This window comes from Dokdonella sp. (genome assembly GCF_035511235.1).
Classification (GTDB): Bacteria; Pseudomonadota; Gammaproteobacteria; order Xanthomonadales; family Rhodanobacteraceae; genus Dokdonella.
Genome location: NZ_DATKFQ010000036.1, coordinates 39,644 through 57,012, shown reverse-complemented (window position 1 = coordinate 57,012; position 17,369 = coordinate 39,644). Strand labels below are relative to the sequence as shown.

The 17,369-nt window shown below is 68.5% G+C and carries 12 protein-coding genes; 10 read left to right on the top strand and 2 right to left on the bottom strand.

Annotation, left to right across the window (positions count from 1 at the left end; translation table 11 throughout):
• Nucleotides 1-134 precede the first annotated feature (134 nt).
• Genes carA through recJ form a run of 6 tightly spaced genes read left to right on the top strand, consistent with a single transcriptional unit; the run spans nt 135 to nt 8,018 of the window.
• Nucleotides 135-1,274 (top strand): glutamine-hydrolyzing carbamoyl-phosphate synthase small subunit, encoded by a 1,140-nt coding sequence (gene carA / locus VMR06_RS15245; protein WP_325377833.1) that lies wholly within the window; start codon nt 135-137, stop codon nt 1,272-1,274.
• Nucleotides 1,275-1,296: 22 nt separating this feature from the next.
• Nucleotides 1,297-1,635 carry a hypothetical protein gene (locus tag VMR06_RS15240; RefSeq protein ID WP_325377831.1) on the top strand — a complete coding sequence of 113 codons (339 nt, stop codon included), beginning with the start codon at nt 1,297-1,299 and terminating at the stop codon, nt 1,633-1,635.
• Complete coding sequence (gene carB, locus VMR06_RS15235) at nt 1,619-4,840, top strand: carbamoyl-phosphate synthase large subunit (protein WP_325377829.1); 3,222 nt, start codon at nt 1,619-1,621, stop codon at nt 4,838-4,840. Before VMR06_RS15240 ends, carB begins: the two co-directional genes overlap by 17 nt.
• Nucleotides 4,837-5,316 (top strand): transcription elongation factor GreA, encoded by a 480-nt coding sequence (gene greA / locus VMR06_RS15230; RefSeq protein WP_325377827.1) that lies wholly within the window; start codon nt 4,837-4,839, stop codon nt 5,314-5,316. Before carB ends, greA begins: the two co-directional genes overlap by 4 nt.
• A gap of 18 nt (nt 5,317-5,334) precedes the next feature.
• Nucleotides 5,335-6,291 (top strand): phosphoglycerate mutase, encoded by a 957-nt coding sequence (locus VMR06_RS15225; protein ID WP_325377825.1) that lies wholly within the window; start codon nt 5,335-5,337, stop codon nt 6,289-6,291.
• Nucleotides 6,288-8,018 (top strand): single-stranded-DNA-specific exonuclease RecJ, encoded by a 1,731-nt coding sequence (recJ, locus tag VMR06_RS15220; RefSeq protein WP_414648156.1) that lies wholly within the window; start codon nt 6,288-6,290, stop codon nt 8,016-8,018. The genes VMR06_RS15225 and recJ overlap by 4 nt, the downstream gene beginning before the upstream one ends.
• A 10-nt stretch (nt 8,019-8,028) precedes the next feature.
• Here recJ and VMR06_RS15215 read toward each other — a convergent pair whose 3' ends face one another.
• The gene (locus VMR06_RS15215) at nt 8,029-9,846 is read right to left on the bottom strand and encodes a tetratricopeptide repeat-containing diguanylate cyclase (RefSeq protein WP_325377822.1); all 1,818 of its coding nucleotides are present in this window, start codon (nt 9,844-9,846) and stop codon (nt 8,029-8,031) included.
• A 240-nt stretch (nt 9,847-10,086) separates the two neighbouring features.
• On the opposite strand from VMR06_RS15215, the gene prfB reads away from it, so the two are divergent.
• The 4 genes from prfB (at nt 10,087) to VMR06_RS15195 (ending at nt 16,308) form a co-directional block, all read left to right on the top strand.
• Nucleotides 10,087-11,212 (top strand): peptide chain release factor 2 gene (gene prfB, locus VMR06_RS15210; protein WP_325377820.1). Its coding sequence is split into 2 segments (ribosomal slippage): nt 10,087-10,161 and nt 10,163-11,212, totalling 1,125 coding nucleotides; the frame shifts between segments, so codons are not numbered across the junction.
• A gap of 57 nt (nt 11,213-11,269) precedes the next feature.
• Complete coding sequence (lysS, locus tag VMR06_RS15205) at nt 11,270-12,829, top strand: lysine--tRNA ligase (RefSeq protein ID WP_325377817.1); 1,560 nt, start codon at nt 11,270-11,272, stop codon at nt 12,827-12,829.
• A 119-nt stretch (nt 12,830-12,948) separates the two neighbouring features.
• Nucleotides 12,949-14,049 carry an HD domain-containing phosphohydrolase gene (locus tag VMR06_RS15200; RefSeq protein WP_414648155.1) on the top strand — a complete coding sequence of 367 codons (1,101 nt, stop codon included), beginning with the start codon at nt 12,949-12,951 and terminating at the stop codon, nt 14,047-14,049.
• A 96-nt stretch (nt 14,050-14,145) separates the two neighbouring features.
• Nucleotides 14,146-16,308 (top strand): ATP-binding protein, encoded by a 2,163-nt coding sequence (locus VMR06_RS15195; protein WP_325377813.1) that lies wholly within the window; start codon nt 14,146-14,148, stop codon nt 16,306-16,308.
• 43 nt (nt 16,309-16,351) lie between these two features.
• Here VMR06_RS15195 and VMR06_RS15190 read toward each other — a convergent pair whose 3' ends face one another.
• On the bottom strand, nt 16,352-17,278 hold the full coding sequence (locus VMR06_RS15190; RefSeq protein ID WP_325377811.1) for a crotonase/enoyl-CoA hydratase family protein: 927 nt from the start codon (nt 17,276-17,278) through the stop codon (nt 16,352-16,354).
• Between the last annotated feature and the right edge of the window lie 91 nt (nt 17,279-17,369).

Below are 17,369 nucleotides of genomic sequence, written 5' to 3'. Positions count from 1 at the left end.
AAATCGCTGTTCGCCTCGATCCCCTTTTCTTGTCCGCCCACGGACTGGTTGGCACCAGCCCGGGGTCGATGCCGCACCCGATGCTTCGATCTCGCGGTGCTGACTTCCCGCATTTCTTATCGACAGGCGAACGCATGACTACTCCTGCCATCCTCGCACTAGCCGACGGCAGCCTTTTTTACGGGCTGTCGGCGGGCGCTACCGGACGTACGGTAGGCGAGGTCGTGTTCAACACGGCGATGACCGGCTACCAGGAGATCCTCACCGATCCTTCCTATGCCCGGCAGATCGTGACGCTGACCTATCCGCATATCGGCAATACCGGGTGCAACGAGGTCGACGCGGAATCCGATCGCGCCCATGCGGCCGGTCTGGTGATCCGCGATCTTCCGCTGCTGGCCAGCAACTGGCGCTCGGAAGAAACGCTGCCGGATTATCTGGTGCGCAACGGCATCGTCGCGATCGCCGGCATCGACACGCGCCGGCTGACCCGGATTCTGCGCGACAAGGGCGCGCAGAACGGCTGCATTCTCGCCGGCGCGGACGTCGACGCGGATGCGGCGATCGCTGCGGCGCGCGCATTCGGCGGACTGGACGGCGCCGATCTGGCACGCGAGGTCAGCGTCGAGCGCTCCTACGTCTGGGACGAGGGCAGCTTCGATCTGGACCGCACGGCATTCGGGCGCCCGGCGCCGCGCTGGCGCGTGGTCGCCTACGATTTCGGCGCCAAGCGCAACATCCTGCGTCTGCTGGTCGACCGCGGCTGCGAAGTGACGGTGGTGCCGGCGACGACGCCGGCGGCCGAGGTGCTCGCGCTCGATCCGCACGGCGTCTTCCTGTCCAACGGTCCGGGCGACCCGGCCGCCTGTACCTACGCGATCGACGCGGCGCGCGAGTTTCTGCGCGCGCGCATTCCGCTGTTCGGCATCTGCCTCGGCCATCAGCTGCTCGGTCTGGCGGCCGGCGCGAAGACCGTCAAGATGAAGTTCGGCCATCACGGCGCCAATCATCCGGTCATCGATCTGGACAGCGGCCGCGTGATGATCTCGAGCCAGAACCATGGTTTCGCGGTCGACGAGGCGACACTGCCGGCGAACGTCAAGGCCACGCACCGCTCGCTGTTCGACGGATCGCTGCAGGGACTGGCGTTCGTCGACGCACCCGCGTTCGGCTTCCAGGGTCATCCGGAAGCCAGCCCCGGGCCGCACGACGTCGACGGTCTGTTCGATCGATTCATCCATCAGATGGAGGCGCACGCGGCTCTCGCGGCGTAGAAGCGTGATGACGACTTTCACCATGCGCAAACGGATCCGGCTGCTCGCCGCGGCGATGCTCGCAGTGGCGGTCCCGGCGGCGATCGCGGCACCGGCCGGCAAGACACCGGCACCGGCGGCCGCGGTCGAGTACACGACGCTGGAGGATCACGTCGGCGACACCGTCGTGATCCAGACCACGCTCAACACGACGCGCAGCGGCATCCTGCGCAAGTACACCTCGGTCGTGCTGACGATCGAACTGGACAGCGGCATCGAACTGAGCGTGCCGCGCGAGACGATCCGCTCGATCAGCCTGGCCGCTCCCGGCCGCTCCCAGAACACTCCTGCTGCAGGCGACGCCGGTGCCCAAAAGAACTGACATCCGTTCCATCCTCGTCATCGGGGCCGGCCCGATCGTCATCGGTCAGGCCTGCGAGTTCGACTACTCCGGCGCTCAGGCCTGCAAGGCGCTCAAGAGCGAGGGTTACCGCGTCATCCTGGTCAACTCCAATCCGGCTACGATCATGACCGACCCGGAGACGGCCGATGCGGTCTACATCGAACCGATCAACGCCTCCACGGTCGAGGCGATCATCGCCAAGGAGAAGCCCGACGTCCTGCTGCCGACGATGGGCGGCCAGACGGCGCTCAACTGCGCGCTGGATCTGGCCGACCGCGGCGTGCTCGACCGCTACGGCGTGGAACTGATCGGCGCCTCGCGCGAGGCGATCCGGATGGCCGAGGACCGCGAACTGTTCCGCGTCGCGATGGCCGAGATCGGCCTGGATTGCCCGAAGGCCGAAGTCGCCAAGACGTTCGAGCAGGCGCTGGAGGCACAGACCAAGGTCGGCTACCCGACGATCATCCGGCCGAGCTTCACGCTCGGCGGCTCCGGCGGCGGCATCGCCTACAACCGCGAGGAGTTCGAGGACATCGTCAAGCGCGGGCTCGACCTGTCGCCGGTCCACGAGGTGCTGATCGAAGAGTCGGTGCTCGGCTGGAAGGAGTTCGAGATGGAGGTGGTCCGCGACAAGGCGGACAACTGCATCATCGTGTGCTCGATCGAGAACCTCGATCCGATGGGCGTACACACCGGCGACTCGATCACCGTCGCCCCGGCGCAGACGCTGACCGACAAGGAGTATCAGCGTCTGCGCGATGCGTCGATCGCGGTGCTGCGCAAGATCGGCGTCGACACCGGCGGCTCGAACGTGCAGTTCGGCGTCAATGCCGAGAACGGCCGCGTCGTCGTGATCGAGATGAATCCGCGTGTGTCGCGGTCCTCGGCGCTCGCCTCCAAGGCGACCGGTTTCCCGATCGCCAAGATCGCCGCCAAGCTCGCGATCGGCTACACGCTCGACGAGCTGCGCAACGACATCACGGGCGGACGCACCCCGGCCTCGTTCGAGCCGACGATCGACTACGTCGTCACCAAGATTCCGCGTTTCGCGTTCGAGAAGTTCCCGGGCGCCGATGCGCGGCTGACCACGCAGATGAAATCGGTCGGCGAGGTCATGGCGATCGGACGCACGTTCCAGGAGTCGCTGCAGAAGGCGCTGCGCGGCCTGGAGACCGGCCGCAACGGCCTCAATCCGAGCCTGGTGCCCGCCAATGCCGACGACCTGGTCCGCCTCAAGCGCGAGCTCAAGGAGCCCGGTCCCGATCGCGTGTTCTACGTCGCCGACGCGTTCCGCGCCGGCCTCTCGCTGCAGGACGTGTTCGCGCTGACGCGCATCGACCCGTGGTTCCTGGTGCAGATCGAGGATCTGGTCGCGACCGAGGCGGCGGTCAAGGCCGGCGGACTCGCCGCGGTCGACGGCGCGCGCATGTTCGCGCTCAAGCGCAAGGGTTTCTCCGACGCGCGCCTCGCCGAGCTGCTCGATACCGACGAGAACGCGGTGCGCCATCTGCGGCGCGCGTTCAACGTGCGGCCGGTCTACAAGCGCGTCGATTCGTGCGCAGCCGAGTTCGCGACGACCACCGCGTATCTGTATTCCACCTACGAGGAAGAGTGCGAGGCCGAGCCGTCCGATCGCGAGAAGATCGTCGTGCTCGGCGGCGGTCCGAACCGCATCGGCCAGGGCATCGAGTTCGACTACTGTTGCGTGCACGCCGCTCTGGCGCTGCGCGAGGACGGTTACGAGACCATCATGGTCAACTGCAATCCGGAGACCGTCTCGACCGACTATGACACCTCCGACCGTCTCTACTTCGAGCCGCTGACGCTCGAGGACGTGCTCGAGATCATCGACAAGGAAAAGCCCAAGGGCGTCATCGTGCAGTACGGCGGCCAGACCCCGCTGAAGCTGGCGCGGGCACTGGAAGCCAACGGCGCGCCGGTGATCGGCACCTCGCCCGATTCGATCGACGCGGCCGAGGACCGCGAGCGCTTCCAGAAGATGATCGAGAAGCTCGGCCTCAAGCAGCCGCCGAACCGCACAGCGCGCAACGCCGACGAGGCGCAGGCGCTGGCGCGCGAGATCGGCTATCCGCTGGTGGTCAGGCCGAGCTACGTGCTCGGCGGCCGCGCGATGGAGATCGTCCACGACGACGCCGACCTCTCGCGCTACATCCGCGACGCGGTGCGCGTGTCCAACGATTCGCCGGTGCTGCTCGACCGCTTCCTCGACCATGCCGGCGAAGTCGACGTCGACATCATCGCCGACGCCGACGGCAACGTGCTGATCGGCGGCATCATGGAGCACATCGAGGAGGCCGGCGTGCATTCGGGCGATTCCTCGTGCTCGCTGCCGCCGTACTCGCTGAGCCCCGAGCTGCAGGAGCAGCTGCGCGACCAGGTCACGCGGATGGCGCGTGAACTCGGAGTCGTCGGCCTGATGAACACGCAGTTCGCCGTGCAGGGCGATACCGTCTACGTGCTCGAGGTCAATCCGCGCGCATCGCGCACGGTGCCGTTCGTATCCAAGGCGACCGGCGTGGCGCTGGCCAAGATCGCCGCGCGCTGCATGGTCGGCCGCTCGCTGGCCGCGCAGGGCGCGACGCGCGAGGTGGTGCCCGACTACTACTCGGTCAAGGAAGCGATCTTCCCGTTCCTGAAGTTCCAGAACGTCGATCCGATCCTCGGGCCCGAGATGCGTTCGACCGGCGAGGTCATGGGCGTGGGCCGCAACTTCGGCGCGGCGTTCGCGCGTGCGCACGAGGCCGCCAACATCCAGGCGCCCAAGCCCGGCAAGGCGTTCCTGTCGGTGCGCGATGCCGACAAGGAGCGCCTGCTGCCGATCGCCGGCGATCTGCTGCGGCGCGGCTTCACGCTGGTCGCGACCGGCGGCACGCACGCGTTCCTGGCCTCGCACGGGCTGGCCTGCGACCGCATCAACAAGGTCATCGAGGGCCGCCCGCACATCGTGGATCTGATCAAGAACGGCGAGATCGTCTTCATCGTCAACACCACCGAAGGCAAGCAGGCGATCTCCGATTCGTTCTCGATCCGGCGCGAGGCGCTGCAGCAGCGCGTGACCTATTCGACGACGCTGAGCGGCGCCAAGGCCCTGCTGCACTCGCTGGACTTCCGCGACAGCCGTGCGGTACACAGTCTGCAGGAACTGCACAAGGAACTGGCATGATCAAGCGTTCACCGATGACGGCCAAGGGCGCCGAGCGCCTGCGCGCCGAGCTCGAGCGCCTCAAGTCCGTCGAGCGCCCGGCGATCATCCAGGCGATCGCCGAGGCGCGCGCGCACGGCGATCTGAAGGAGAACGCCGAGTACGCCGCTGCACGCGAGCAGCAGGGCTTCGTCGAGGGCCGCATCCAGGAACTGGAAGCCGCGCTGTCGACTGCCGAGATCATCGACCTGTCGCGCCTGAAGGGGCCGCGCATCGTGTTCGGCGCCACGGTCGGTCTGGCCGACGAGGACAGCGGCGAGGAGGTGACGTACCAGATCGTCGGCGACCTCGAATCGGACATCAAGCAGCGCATGATCTCGGTCAGCTCGCCGTTCGCGCGCGCGCTGATCGGCAAGAGCCAGGGCGAGAGCTTCGAGTTCCAGGCGCCGAACGGCACGCGGCGATACGAGATCGTCTCGGTCGACTATCGCGACTGACGCCGGCGGAGCTGCGGCGTGCCGTCAATCAGACTGCTGCTGCCGGAACTGCGGCATTGCGCGGCCTCGGCCGAGGTCGCCGGCGGCGTGCTGGCCGGATGGATCGCGCGCGGCGACGTGCGCCCGGACGCCGAGGCGGGCACCGCCGCGGCGCTTCGCAGCCTGGTCGAATGGCCGGGCACGGCACTGCCGGCGGCTGCGCTGACGCGCAGCCTCGATGCCGCCGATGCCGCGCACGGTGCCTGGCTGCGTGCCGATCCGTGTTACGTGCGTCCCGATCTCACCACGGTGCGGCTGCTCGCCAGCGGCGATCTGGGGCAGACCGCTGCCGAGACGGCGGCCCTGCTGCAGGAACTCAAGCCGCTGTTCGGCGACAGCGGCGTCCCGATCGATGCGCCGACGCCGGCGCGCTGGTATCTGGCCGGGTCGCCCGGCACCGATTTTCCGGACTGCCCGCCGCCCGAGGAGATCCTCGGCGACGACATCAAGCTGCACTGGCCGCAGGGTGCGGCCGGCAAGCGCTGGCGCCTGCTGCTCAACGAAGCGCAGGTCGTGCTGCACAACCATCCGGTCAACGCCGCACGCATCGCGCGCGGCGCGGTGCCGATCAACAGCCTGTGGTTCTGGGGCGGCGGACGCCTGCCCGGCGGCGTAAGCAGCCGATGCGCCCGCGTCATCACCGCCGATCCGGTGCTGGTCGCGCTGACACGCCTGGCCGGCGGCGCCGAGGCACCGTTCGATCCGGCCGGTCTGGAGGATGCATCGCGCGCGGCCGGATCGCGCGATCTCGGCATCGACCTGCGCAGCGCGCGGGCGGGCGTGCTCGAGCGCGACTGGCTGCAGCCGCTCGACGCACGGCTGCGGCGCGGCGATTGCGAGGCGATCGAACTGGGCTTCGTCTCCGGCCAGCGCGTGACGGTCCGCGCCTCGCACCGCAGGCGTTTCTGGCGGCGTGTGCGGCCGCTGCCGCCGTGAGGCCGCTCACGATCCGCCATCGCGCGGTGGCGATTCCACAGCGGCTGGCCGCGCTGCATCCGGTGCTCGCACGGATCTATGCCGCCCGCGGCGTCGATGATCCAGGCCACGTCGAGTACCGGCTCGCCTCGCTTGCGCCGCCGCAGGCGCTCGGCGGCATCGACGCGGCCTGCGCGCTGCTCGCGCACGCGATCGCCGAGGACCGACGCATCTGCGTCGTCGGCGATTTCGACTGCGACGGCGCGACCGGCACGGCGGTGGCGGTGCGCGGCCTGCGCCTGCTCGGCGCGCGCCGCGTCGAGTACCGCGTGCCCAACCGGTTCGTTCACGGCTACGGGCTGACGCCGGCGCTGGTCGAGACCTTCGTCGATCCGCCGCCGGACCTGATCGTAACGGTCGACAACGGCATCGCCAGCCTCGCCGGGGTCGCGCTGGCCAGGGCGCGCGGCATCCGCGTGCTGGTCACCGACCACCATCTGCCCGGCGAGCGCTTGCCGGACGCCGATGCGATCGTCAATCCAAACTTGCCGGGCGATGCGTTTCCGAGCAAGGCGCTGGCCGGTGTCGGCGTCGTGTTCTATCTGCTGATCGCCTTGCGCGCCCATCTGCGCGCAAGCGGTGGCGTCGCCGGTGCGCGCGGCGGCGAGGCGGATCTGAGCGGCCTGCTCGATCTGGTCGCGCTCGGCACCGTGGCCGATCTGGTTCCGCTCGATTACAACAACCGCCTGCTCGTCGACGCCGGCTTGCGCCGGCTGCGTGCCGGCCGCGGCTGCGCCGGCGTCTTCGCATTGCTCGAATCGGCCGGACGCAGCGCCGCCATGCTGGTGCCGGCCGATCTCGGCTTCGCGGTCGCACCGCGCGTCAATGCGGCCGGCCGCCTCGACGACATGGGGCTCGGCATCGAGTGTCTGCTGACCGACGATGCGGCGGCCGCGCGGCAGATGGCCGCGCGCCTGACCGCGATCAATGCCGAGCGTCGCGACGTGCAGGCCGGCATGCTCGAGGAGGGCGAGGCGCTGGTCGAGCGCTGGATCGATGCGCACGGACACGACGGTCTGCCGCTCGGCCTGACGTTGTTCGAGGACCACTGGCATGCCGGCGTCGTCGGTCTGGTCGCATCCAAGCTCAAGGACCGTCTGCATCGTCCGGTGGTCGCCTGCGCGCCGGTCCAGGCCGGCAGCGAGGAGGTGCGCGGGTCGGCGCGTTCGATCCGCGGCGTGCACGTGCGCGACCTGCTCGCCGAGGTCGACGCACGGCATCCGGGTCTGATCGAGCGCTTCGGCGGTCATGCCATGGCTGCCGGCCTGTCGCTGGCGCGCGGGCATGTCGCCCGCTTCGCAGCGGCCTTCGATGCGATCGTGCGCGAGCGCGCATCGCCGGAACTCTTCGAGCCGGTCGCGCTGAGCGACGGCGAACTCGGTCCGCACGAATTCACCGCGGAGCTGGCGGCGTTGCTCCGCTATGCCGGACCCTGGGGCCAGGGTTTCGCCGAGCCGGCCTTCGACGGCGAGTTCGCGGTGGCGGCATGGCGCGTGGTGGCCGAGCGGCATCTGGGGCTCAGCCTGCGGCTGCACGGCCGCGCCGAGCCGCTCAATGCGATTCACTTCCAGGGCTGGAATGGGCAGCCGCCGCCCGGGCGCGTGCGCGCGCTGTACCGACTGGTGCCCGACGACTATCGCGGCGGCGAGGCGATCCAGCTGGTCGTGGAGCACCTGCAGCCGGCGTGAACGTGATCGCTCAGGGGCCGGCCAGGCCGGTGATCGTGCCCGCGATCACCGCCGAGCCCGGCGACTCGAGCACCTGGTCGGGCGTGTCCTCACCGGCGTCCTGGCCGCCCCAGAAGCCGGCCCAGGCATTGCGGCGGATCTTGGCCGCGTACAGGGCGCGATCGGCCAGACGGATCGCGTAGGGCCATGCCGCCGCTTCTCCGCTGCGGATGCCCGAGAAGAACGGAAACGGCGCGAAGCCGACCGAAACGGTCAGCATGCGCGGCTGCCCCGGCAGCAGCTCGAAGTCGCCCGCCAGCGCCTGGCGCAGCCGCTCGGCGACCGCCGCGGCCTGATCGCGATTGAGGTCGGCGCAGGCGACGAGAAACTCCTCGCCGCCCCAGCGCGCGACGATGTCGCTGGGGCGGCACGCGGCCTTGAGACGGCTCGACAGGTCCGCCAGCACGCCGTCGCCGGCATGATGGCCGTAGTTGTCGTTGATCCGCTTGAAGTGATCGATGTCGATCAGAAACAGCACGTGGCGCACGTCGGAACGTCCGCCGGGCGCGGACAGCGCGTTGAGCTGACTGGTCGCCGTGCGCCGGTTGGGCAGGCCGGTCAGCGGGTCGATCGCGCTGAGCTCGCGCAGCAGGCGGTGCCGGCGATATTGCATCAGGCCGAATGCGATCGCCGCGATCGCCAGCAGGCTTAGCATCGCGATCGTGAAATTGCGGGTCAGGCGTGCCTTGTCCAGGCTCAGCGACTGGATCTCGCTCTGATGGCGCAGGCGCTCGAGCTCGCGATTGGCCGATGCGTCCTGCAGGCGCGCCTGCAGATCCGCGAGAATCTCCAGGCGCTGCTCCTTGAGCGCGTTCATCTGCAGCGCGTGCAGCCGGCGGGTCGAGGCGAGCACCTCGTCGGTGCGGCCGAGCGCGGATTCGGCGGCGATCTTCGCCTCGAGGGCCTGCACCTTCTCCTTCTGCGAGGAGGTGCCTTCCAGCGCCTGGAGCGCTTCCTCGGCGGTGCGCAGCGCGGCCATCTTGTCGCCGGACAGGCGCTGCACGGCCGACAGCACGGCGCGGCTCGCGGCTTCGCCTTCCGGATCGGGCAAGGCGTGCTGAGTGGCCAGTGCCTCCTGCACCAGGTCGCGCGCTTCGGCGATCCGGCCGCGCTCGGCGAGGATGCCGCCGCGTGCCGCGCGCACGCGGGCGCCGATCAGCACGTTGTTGGTCTCCTCGGCCAGCCGTTCGGCGCGCAGCAGGGTGTCCAGCGCTTCGGGCCGTCCCATCCGGATCTGGTTGATCGCCAGGTTGTAGAGCAGCGTGGCGTCCTGGCGTCCGATGCCTTCGGCGAGTGCCAGCGCGCGGCGGTAGTGCTCGTCGGCGACCTCGGGCGAATCGAGATAGTCGGCGTGGATCAGGCCGATGTTGATCAGGGTCACGATCTGCGACACGATCGCGTCGTTGCCGCCCTGCCTGGCCGCGATCTCGTTGACGCGCGCGTAGAGCTGTTCGGCCTGGTAGGTGCGGCCCGCGCTGTGCAACGTTGCGCCGGCGTGTGAAAGCGCGCGCAGCACGAACGCGGGGGGGAGGTCGGGGTGGGTGTCGACGAGCGCCTGCACCTCGTTGGCGACATCGATCGCGCGCGCGATCTGGCCGACGATCCGGGTGGCGTCGCCGAGACAGGTCAGCATCTTGATGCGCGGCTCGATCGCAAGGTCTGGATCGGCCAGAACGCCGTCGGCGAGCGCGATCGCGGTCTGCGGTTCGCGGCGGCGAAGCGCCAGGCAGCGTTCGACGGCCGCCTCGGCGGTCTGCGCCGGCGCCTCGGCCGCGCCGGTCGACGCCATTGCGAGTGCGAGCGCGAGTGCCAGTGGAAGGACCGGCCGGCAGCGGCCTGCGCGTCGCAAGATGTCGATCATCGGTCTCTTCATTCGATGCCCGGGCCCCGACGTAGGGGCGAGTCGAGTCATGCATGTTACATGCCGACCTCCGGGGCGCCGCAAGACGCCGCCGGTCGGCCAGCCGTGACGCCGGAGGTAGCCACTCTGTTAAGCTTGAGGGTCTTTGACGCGCGATTTCACCAAGCCATGATCGAACTCAATCCCATCCGCCAGCGCATCGCCGATCTGCAGGATCGACTGCTTTCGCTACGGGGGTATCTTTGACTACGAAGTCAAGCGTGAACGCCTGGAGGAAGTGACCCGCGAGCTCGAAAATCCCGACGTCTGGGATGACCCGGAGCGCGCCCAGTCGCTCGGCCGCGAACGCTCGCTGCTCGACAAGACCGTCAACGGCATCCGCGCGCTCGACGAGGGATTGAGCGGTGCGGCCGAGCTGCTCGACCTGGCTGCTGCCGAGAACGACGAGGAGACCGCGCGCGCGGTGCTCGACGACGTCGAGCGCTGCGCGGCGGGCGTCGACCGGCTCGAGTTCCAGCGCATGTTCTCCGGCCAGATGGACTCGGCCAACGCCTTCGTCGACATCCAGGCCGGCGCCGGCGGCACCGAGGCGCAGGACTGGGCCGAGATGCTGCTGCGCATGTACCTGCGCTGGGCCGAGTCGCGCGGCTGGAAGACCGAGCTGCTGGAGGTTTCGGCCGGCGAGGTCGCCGGCATCAAGAGCGCCACGTTCAGGGTCGAGGGCGAATATGCCTACGGCTGGCTCAAGACCGAGATCGGCGTGCACCGCCTGGTGCGCAAATCGCCGTTCGATTCTGACAACCGCCGGCACACCTCGTTCACGTCGGTCTTCGTGGCGCCGGAAGTCGACGACGACATCGACATCGAGATCAACCCGGCCGACCTCAGGACCGACGTCTACCGTTCATCCGGCGCCGGCGGCCAGCACGTCAACAAGACCGAGTCGGCCGTGCGCATCACGCACGTGCCCAGCGGCGTGGTCGTGGCCTGCCAGACGGAGCGCTCGCAGCACGCCAATCGCGACCGCGCGATGAAGATGCTCAAGGCCAAGCTGTACGAGATCGAGATCCAGAAGCGCAACGCCGAGAAGGATGCGCTGGAAGCGTCCAAGTCCGACATCGGCTGGGGCAGCCAGATCCGCAACTACGTGCTCGACCAGTCGCGCATCAAGGATCTGCGCACCGGCATCGAACGCTCCGACACCCAGAAGGTGCTCGACGGCGACCTCGACGAGTTCATCGAGGGCAGCCTCAAGTCCGGCCTCGAGGCCGGTGCCAAACGCGTCGATGCGTGACGCGCAGGCGGGGCAGGCGGTCCGATCTTCATCAAGCGGTGCGAAACGACAATGAACATGAGTGAGCAGCAGCATCCGGCACGGCCGGACGTGCCGGCAGCGGGTGCCGGCGAGTCTCCGGAGGTCGCCGAGAATCGACTGGTCGCCGAACGGCGCGAGAAGCTGCGCGCGCTGCGTGCGGCCGGCGTGGCGTTTCCGAACGATTTCCGCGTCGACGCCCAGGCCGCCGATCTGCAGGCCGCCTACGCCGATCGCGAGGTTTGGACCGCCGAGGCGCTGGAGGCCGAGCCGCGTCGCGTGCGCGTCGCCGGCCGCGTGCTGTTGCGGCGGATCCAGGGCAAGGTCAGCTTCGTGCAACTGCAGGACGGCAGCGGCCGCATCCAGCTGTTCATCCACCAGGGCACGCTCGGAGAGGCCGCCTACGAGGCGTTCAAGGGCGGCGACGTCGGCGACATCGTCGGTGCCGCCGGTGTTCTGATGCGGACCAAGACCGGCGAACTGTCGATCAAGGTCGACGAGCTGCGCCTGCTGACCAAGTCGCTGCGTCCGCTGCCCGACAAGTGGCACGGCCTGGCCGACATCGAGCAGCGCTACCGGCAGCGCTACGTCGACCTGATCGTGACGCCCGAGGCGCGCGATGCGTTCCGGATCCGCGCCCGGCTGATCCGCTTCATCCGCGACTATCTCGAGGCGCCGGAGCGGCATTTCGTCGAGGTCGAGACGCCGATGATGCATGCGATTCCCGGCGGCGCCACGGCGCGCCCGTTCGTGACCCATCACAACGCGCTGGATCTGGACATGTATCTGCGCGTGGCGCCCGAGCTCTATCTGAAGCGCCTGGTCGTCGGCGGCTTCGACCGCGTCTACGAGATCAACCGCAATTTCCGCAACGAGGGCGTCTCGACCCGACACAATCCCGAGTTCACGATGCTCGAGCTGTACCAGGCCTACGCCACGTATCTGGAGATCATGGATCTGACCGAAGGCCTGATCCGCGACGGCGCGCGCGACGTGCTCGGCCGTACCCGGCTGACCTGGGAAGGCAACGAGCTCGACCTCGGCGCGCCGTTCCGGCGCTGGCGCATGGAAGATGCGGTCTGCGAACTCAACCCCGAGATCGCGCGCGAAGATCTGCGCGACCGCGCGCGGATGGCCGAGCATTGCCGCCGGCTCGGCATCGCGGTCAAGCCGGACTACGGCTGGGGCCGGCTGCTGCTCGAGATCTTCGAGAAGACCGTCGAGCCGACCCTGATCCAGCCGACCTTCATCACCGCCTATCCGACCGAGGTCTCGCCGCTGGCACGCCAGAGCGATGCCGACGCCGAGGTGACCGACCGCTTCGAGCTGTTCATCAATGCCAAGGAACTGGCGAACGGCTTTTCCGAGCTGAACGACCCGGAGGATCAGGCGGCGCGTTTCCTGGCCCAGGTCCAGGCCAAGGACGCCGGCGACGACGAAGCGATGCACTTCGACGCCGACTACATCCGCGCGCTCGAGTACGGCCTGCCACCGACCGGAGGACTGGGCGTCGGCATCGACCGGCTGGCGATGCTGTTCACGGACTCGGCGTCGATCCGCGACGTGCTGCTGTTCCCGTACATGCGGCCGGCGGGCTGATGCCATACGACACGGTACGGACCGGATTTCGTGTCGGGATCGACCTATGCTAGCCTCGATCGACTCGTACGGCGGGATGCCGCAGCGGTCGTCGTCCCGAGGCGGACGATGCCCATCAGGTGCGGCATCCGCCGGCCTGGGGTCGCGGGAGGTCGCGGAGAGCTCGAGTGAATGTACTGATAGTTGACGACCAGCCATCGGCCCGCACCATGCTCCGGCATGTCGTCGAGGCGATCGGCCCGGGCATCCGGGTGTCGGACTTCGGCAGTCCGGTCGACGCGCTGCGCTGGTCGGACGCCAACCCGGCGGACCTGCTGCTGCTCGACTATCGCATGCCCGAGATGGACGGCCTGGAGTTCGCGCGGCGGTTCCGCCGCCCGATGGCGCGGCGTGACGTGCCGATCGTGCTGATCAGCGTGGTCGGCGACGAGCCGATCCGCCAGGCTGCGCTCGACGCCGGCGTGATCGACTTCATGGTCAAGCCGATCCGGCCGCGCGAGCTGCGTTCGCGCTGCAAGAATCTGCTGCAGCTGCGCCGCCAGGGCGAGTCGGTCAAGGAGCGCGCGCGTTCGCTCGAGCAGCGCGTGCTGCAGAGCCTGAGCGAGGTCGAGCAGCGCGAGCGCGAGACGCTGTTCCGGCTTGCCAAGGCGATCGAATACCGCGACTTCGGCACTGGCATCCATCTGCTGCGCATGGCGCACTACTCGGAGCTGCTGGCCGAGGAGCTCGGCATGCCGGAGGAGGATGCGCGCATCCTGACCCTCGCGGCGCCGCTGCACGACATCGGCAAGATCGGCGTGCCCGACGCGATCCTGCTCAAGCGCGGCAGCCTCACGGAGGAGGAGATGGCGGTCATGCGCAAGCACCCGCTGATCGGCTACGAGATCCTCAAGGACAGCCAGAGCCGCTTCGTCCAGATGGGCGCGCTGATCGCGCTGCGTCACCACGAACGCTGGGACGGCAGCGGCTATCCGGACGGCCTGAAGGGCGAGGCGATTCCGCTGCCGGCGCGCATCGTGGCGCTGGCCGACGTCTACGATGCCCTGACCTCGGAGCGCCCGTACAAGGCGGCCTGGTCGTCCGAGGAAGCGTTCGACTATATCAAGGCCCATCGTGGCACGCTTTTTGATCCCTCCTGTGTGGACGTCCTGTTGGCCCATCGTTCGCGGATCGTCGACATCCAGCAGTCCAAGCTGGCGCCGCACAGTCTGGGACTTTGACCGCAGCGGCCGACCCGCTGCCGCGCTGAGCCAGGCGCGTAGCGCGCAGCGGGACGAAGAGCGTCGTGCTCTTGGATGATCGGGCAGAGCCAACTCATGCAGTCAGTGCTGGAAATCGTCAAGGAGCGTCTGTCCAACCGTCCCGACAGCGAGCACGGGCAGGCTCTGGTCCGCGTCTCGATCGTCGCGCTGTGCATGATGTACCTGTTCGGCGTCGGCGCCGTATCCGGCTACGGCGACCCGGCGCTGAAGGCGGTCATGCTGATCGGCGTGCTCGACGTGCTGGCGTCGATCCTGATCCTGGCCCACATCGTGTTCCGCCCGGCGCGGTCCAACGTCCGCCGCGTCATCGGCATGCTGGTCGACTACAGCGTCATCGGCGCCAACATGCACATCATGGGCACGCAGCTGTCGCTGCTGTACGTGCTCAACATGTGGGTGACGATCGGCAACGGTCTGCGCTACGGGCCGTGGTTCCTGCTGATTTCGGTCGCGATGGGCGCGGTATCGTTCCTCGCGGTCATCCTGACCACGCCGTTCTGGCAGGCCAACGAGATCCTCGCCTGGGGTCTCCTGATCGGCCTGATCGCGATTCCGGCCTATCTGACCTCGCTGCTGCGCGCGCTGACGCGCGCGACCGAGGAGGCGCGCCGCGCCAACGAGGCCAAGAGCAGCTTCCTGGCCAATATGAGCCACGAGTTCCGCACGCCGCTGAACGGCATCGTCGGCATGTCCGATCTGCTGCTGACGACGCGCCTCACCGGCGAGCAGCGCGAGTACGCCGACGTGCTGCAGGCCTCGGCGCGATCGCTGCTGACGCTGGTCGAGGACGTGCTCGACATCTCCGCGATCGAGGCCGGCAAGCTCAAGTACAACGCGGCCGACTTCCAGGTCGACGACGTCCTGCACAGCGTGCAGCTGATGATGCAGCCGCTGGCGGGCAACAAGGGACTGCAGTTCGAGCTCGCGGTCGCCGGCGACGTCCCGGCGGCCGTGCACGGCGATCCGGGTCATCTGCGCCAGGTGTTGATCAACCTGGTATCGAACGCGGTCAAGTTCACCGAAGAGGGGCGGGTCGATCTCAACGTCAGCCGCGTCCGCGAGCAGGGCGGTGCGATCGTCGTGCGCTTCGAGGTGCGCGACACCGGCATCGGCATCGCCGAGGAGGCGCAGGCGCGCATCTTCCAGGCGTTCGAACAGGCCGAGAGCGGCCATGCGCGCCGGTTCGGCGGCACCGGGCTGGGCACGACGATCGCCAAGGCGATGACCGAGCAGATGGGCGGCACGATCGGCTTCCGCAGCGAGGCCGGCCGCGGTTCGGTGTTCTGGGTCGAGATTCCGTTCCGCCTGCCGGCGCAGGCAGATCCCTCGGCGCCGCTGCCGGCCTCGGCCGCCACCAACGTGATCTCGTTCGACGATCCGTTCGTGCGCCATCGCGCACGCGCGCGGTCGATGCGCCTGCTGATCGCCGACGATCAGCCCGCCAACGTCTCGGTGCTGCGCAAGCTGCTCGAGAAGGCCGGCCATCAGATCCATGCCGTCGACAACGGCGAGGCGGTGCTCGACGCGATCGAGACGACCGTCTACGACGCGGTCATCATCGACCTGCACATGCCCGGCGTCAGCGGCATCGACGTGATCCGCCAGTCGCGCGTCATGCATGCCGGTCGCCAGCAGATTCCGTTCATCGTGCTCAGCGCCGACGTGACCGCGCGGACGATCGCCGAGACCGAGAGCGCCGGCGCCCACGTCTTTCTCGCCAAGCCGGTCGTGGTATCGCGGCTGCTCGACGTGCTGGCCGAGATCGCGTCGGGCGCGAAGCCCGAGGACGTGCCCAAGGCGGCCGGCGCACTGCCGGCGGCGAGCGACGAGACCGTCTCGCGCGAGGTGCTCAACGATCTGGAGGAACTGCACCTCGGCTCCGGATTCGTCAGCCTGTTCGTTGACGAGTGCATGCAGGACGCGCTCAAGTGCATCGTGCAGCTGGACGCGCTGGCCGAGGAAGCGCAGTGGGACGAATACCGCGACGTCTGCCATGCGCTCAAGGGCGTGGCCGGCAATGTCGGTGCGATGCGCCTGGCGCAGGCGGCGTCCGAGGCGATGCGGCTGGCCAACTGGCAGCTCGCACGCGAGTGGAAGATGCGCAATCAGGGCATCCGGCGCCAGCTCGAGCAGGCGCAGAACGCGTTCAAGAAGATTCTGCAGGAGCGCGGACCGGCTGGCGCAGCACGGGCGACGCCCGATCCGGTATTTCCGTGAGCGGCTCCCGGCGCAGTCCGGGAGCCGGCTCGGTTTGCATCGATCAGACCGCCTGCAGCGCGGGGCGTGCCGGCTCGGCGCGTTCGGCGGCGGCCTGCGGTCGGCGCTGCTGGACGCGCACCAGGCGCTCCATCGTTCGCAGCGACTTGTCGCCGAGCTGGATGGCCGTGTCGACCCAGATTTCGGTCACGCGCATCAGTTCGTCCAGCGTCACCGGATTGCAGGTCTGGCGGACGCGGTTCATCGCGACGCGGGCGTGCGGAATGCGCTGGTTGCGCCGGATCAGCTCGTGGACGGCCTGCACGCCTTCGCCCTTCGGAACCAGGACGTCGACCACGCCCATCTGGTGCAGCTCGTCGCTGGAGTAGATGTTGCCGCTCAGGATCATCTCCTCGGCGAGCTTGGCGCTGATGCGCTGACGCAGGAACGAATAGGCGCCCATGCCGGGGAACAGGTCGAACAGCACTTCCGGGAAGCCCATGCCGACGCCGCTCTCGGCGACGATGGTCTGACAGGCGAGCGCCAGTTCGAGACCGCCGCCGAGCGCATCGCCCTGCACCAGGGCGATCGAATGGATCTTGTTGGTGGCGGCCGCCGCGTAGACGCCGTGCACGCCCTCGACGCACAGTCGCGCATAGGCCAGCAGATGGTCGCGATTGCGCTCGCGGATCAGGCGTCCGAACAGCTCGAGGTCGCCGCCGAGGTTGAATACGTCAGCGTCGGAGCCGAGCACCAGATGGGCGAGCTTGCCGTCGACGTCGCCGCCGATCAGGGTTGAGCGCTCCACGCTCTGGCGCAGATACAGATGCAGCTCCTTGAGCAGTTGCACGGAGAAGCAGGCTCGATAACCCAGTTCGTGCTGGGGCTGGTGCTTGTGCATGAAGAACCACGAGGTATTGGTGGCCTCGTCTTGCTGGGTGCGGAGCAGTTGGTAGGCGTCGGTATTGCGCGTCGTGTCGGTCATATTCATGGCTTTTGTACCTTCGGGGTAGAGCGCTTGTCGGATCGCGATTCAAGCGTGGGCAGGCGTTTGCGCTGGTTTGCACAAGCGATCGAAGGCA

Coding starts and splice junctions, on each gene's coding strand:
- VMR06_RS15195 (WP_325377813.1), top strand. CDS start 14,146: ATGCAGTCAGTGCTGGAAATCGTCAAGGAGCGTCTGTCCAACCGTCCC.
- lysS (WP_325377817.1), top strand. CDS start 11,270: ATGAGTGAGCAGCAGCATCCGGCACGGCCGGACGTGCCGGCAGCGGGT.
- VMR06_RS15190 (WP_325377811.1), bottom strand. CDS start 17,278: ATGAATATGACCGACACGACGCGCAATACCGACGCCTACCAACTGCTC.
- VMR06_RS15240 (WP_325377831.1), top strand. CDS start 1,297: ATGCGCAAACGGATCCGGCTGCTCGCCGCGGCGATGCTCGCAGTGGCG.
- VMR06_RS15215 (WP_325377822.1), bottom strand. CDS start 9,846: ATGGCGTCGACCGGCGCGGCCGAGGCGCCGGCGCAGACCGCCGAGGCG.
- greA (WP_325377827.1), top strand. CDS start 4,837: ATGATCAAGCGTTCACCGATGACGGCCAAGGGCGCCGAGCGCCTGCGC.
- carA (WP_325377833.1), top strand. CDS start 135: ATGACTACTCCTGCCATCCTCGCACTAGCCGACGGCAGCCTTTTTTAC.